The sequence below is a fragment of the Aquimarina sediminis genome (assembly GCF_002895435.1).
GTDB classification, from domain to species: domain Bacteria; phylum Bacteroidota; class Bacteroidia; order Flavobacteriales; family Flavobacteriaceae; genus Aquimarina; species Aquimarina sediminis.
This window is the reverse complement of the sequence record NZ_POYJ01000033.1, coordinates 1-1966: the sequence shown is the minus strand read 5'-3', so window position 1 is coordinate 1966 and position 1966 is coordinate 1. Positions and strand designations below refer to the sequence as shown.

General features: G+C 35.4%; 2 protein-coding genes. Both read right to left on the bottom strand.

The window, feature by feature from the left end:
• Window positions 1–313, bottom strand: a 313-nt coding sequence (locus C1X07_RS24685) for a PorP/SprF family type IX secretion system membrane protein (RefSeq protein ID WP_128755401.1), incomplete at its 3' end; no start/stop codon positions are given.
• 69 nt (window positions 314–382) lie between these two features.
• Window positions 383–1966, bottom strand: a 1584-nt coding sequence (locus C1X07_RS24680; RefSeq protein WP_128755400.1) for a T9SS type B sorting domain-containing protein, incomplete at its 5' end; no start/stop codon positions are given.

The following is a 1966-nucleotide window of genomic DNA, read 5'->3' as shown; positions in this document are numbered from 1 at the left end:
CAATATCAAAATAAGTCTCATCGGTTGGACCTATCTCATCATTAACAATAGATAGTCCTAGTCCTAAACGTTCACTCCCTCCCAGAGGAGTATTGAGCGTTAAGGTTTGAGTACGAGGAGCTCCATCTAAACCAACCCATTGGCTGCGGTGAAGCCCCATAATGCTTAGAACACCTCTACTGCCTGCATAGGCGGGGTTAACACTAACGGTATTATACATATACTGAGTGTACTGAGCATCTTGTTGGCCATAACCAGTATAACACATAAAACTCAATAATATAATCGCAATTGGGAGGTGCCTTTTTCTCATACGCTCTAATTTAATATTTTAATTTAGCCTAAGTACATTGTTTCTTCACGGGATTTCAATTTTATTTAGTTACCTATTAATGTATAAATAGCCTGCTTTTGATTTAGTAATTCCATTAGCATTCTCATATTTTAATATGTAATAGTATGTTCCCACTGGTAATTCTTCTTTCTCTTTTACAGTTTGTCGTCCATTCGAAGATCCCTCAAAGAGCTTCGAACCAGATTGTTCATATCCATCTTGTTCAAATACTTTAACTCCCCAACGATTATATATTTCTAATGTATTATTAGGGAAATTACTTAATCCAATTATTCTAAATTGATCATTGACACCATCTCCATTAGGGGTTAATCCTGTATATATAACTACTTCATTTTCCAATTCAATGATAGTTATCGTCTCATCTTCAAAATCACCATCATTATCTAAATCAATATTTGTATCATTTAATGGGTCATCTGATATATCACTTACATCTTCACCATTTGGATTTTGACCAATTACAGTTGCCTGATTAGACACACTCCCTGAATTTAAATCTACTTCTGTTAAAGTATAAATCGCAGTAAAACTTTCAGTATCCATTTCTCCTGCCGCCAAATCAATCGGTCCTCCCATTACTTCAACTCCTGGTAAGGGATCATTAAGAACTATATTTATTATTTCTACATTACCATTATTCTCTACCGTAAATGTGTACTGTATTTGATCTCCTTGATCAGAAATATTATTCCCATTGGTATCAACATATACACCCGTTTTGGTTAATACCAAATTTGATATTTCATTTGTCCCAGTTACAGTAATTACTACTATTGCATCGTCACAAACTGATGGTGTTCCTATACTACATAAAGTGTAGTTAATTGTATATTCTCCTGGAGGAGTGTTAGGCAAGACAGTTACTATTCCCGTATCTGGATCTAAACTAACTCCATCTCCAAGATTAGCATCAATAACGGTTATTGTTACATTAGTATTTAAAATGGCTACATTACCATTTATCATATCATTGTCTTCTACAATATTAATAGAGTTACCACCAATATCCCCATCAATATCTATAATATCATGATTTGCATCAATACATATACCTGTATTTACTGATATTGTTTCTTGGCAACCATTGAGAGACGTTACAGTAATATCAATATCAACACCCGATACTATCCCCTCTATACTCCACATATTACCTGAAATATTACTTACTGTTCCTGAAGTACTAGTAACAGTTCCTGAACTTACTATTACTTCTAAAGAATATGTTTCAGAATTTGCAGAACAAGTTGGACCATTAGCTATACTAATAGTTGGTCCCTCAATTACCGTAACAGTATGCACCGTTGAAGAAGCAGAGGTACATCCATTTCCATCGGTAACAGTGTATGTAATATCTGTAGTACCTGCACTTACTGGTGTTACTACTCCTGAACCATCTATAGTAGCTACAGCAAGGTTAGAAGAACTCCAAACAATAGTACCAGCGGTACCTTCGGTTAAATCAATGGTTGATCCCATACAAACAGCTGTTGCTCCTGTAATAGCTGCAGCTGTGGGTAGACTGTTTACAGTAACCGTATGTACTGCTGAAGAAGCAGAGGTACATCCATTACCATCAGTAACAGTGTATGTAATATCTGTAGTACCTGC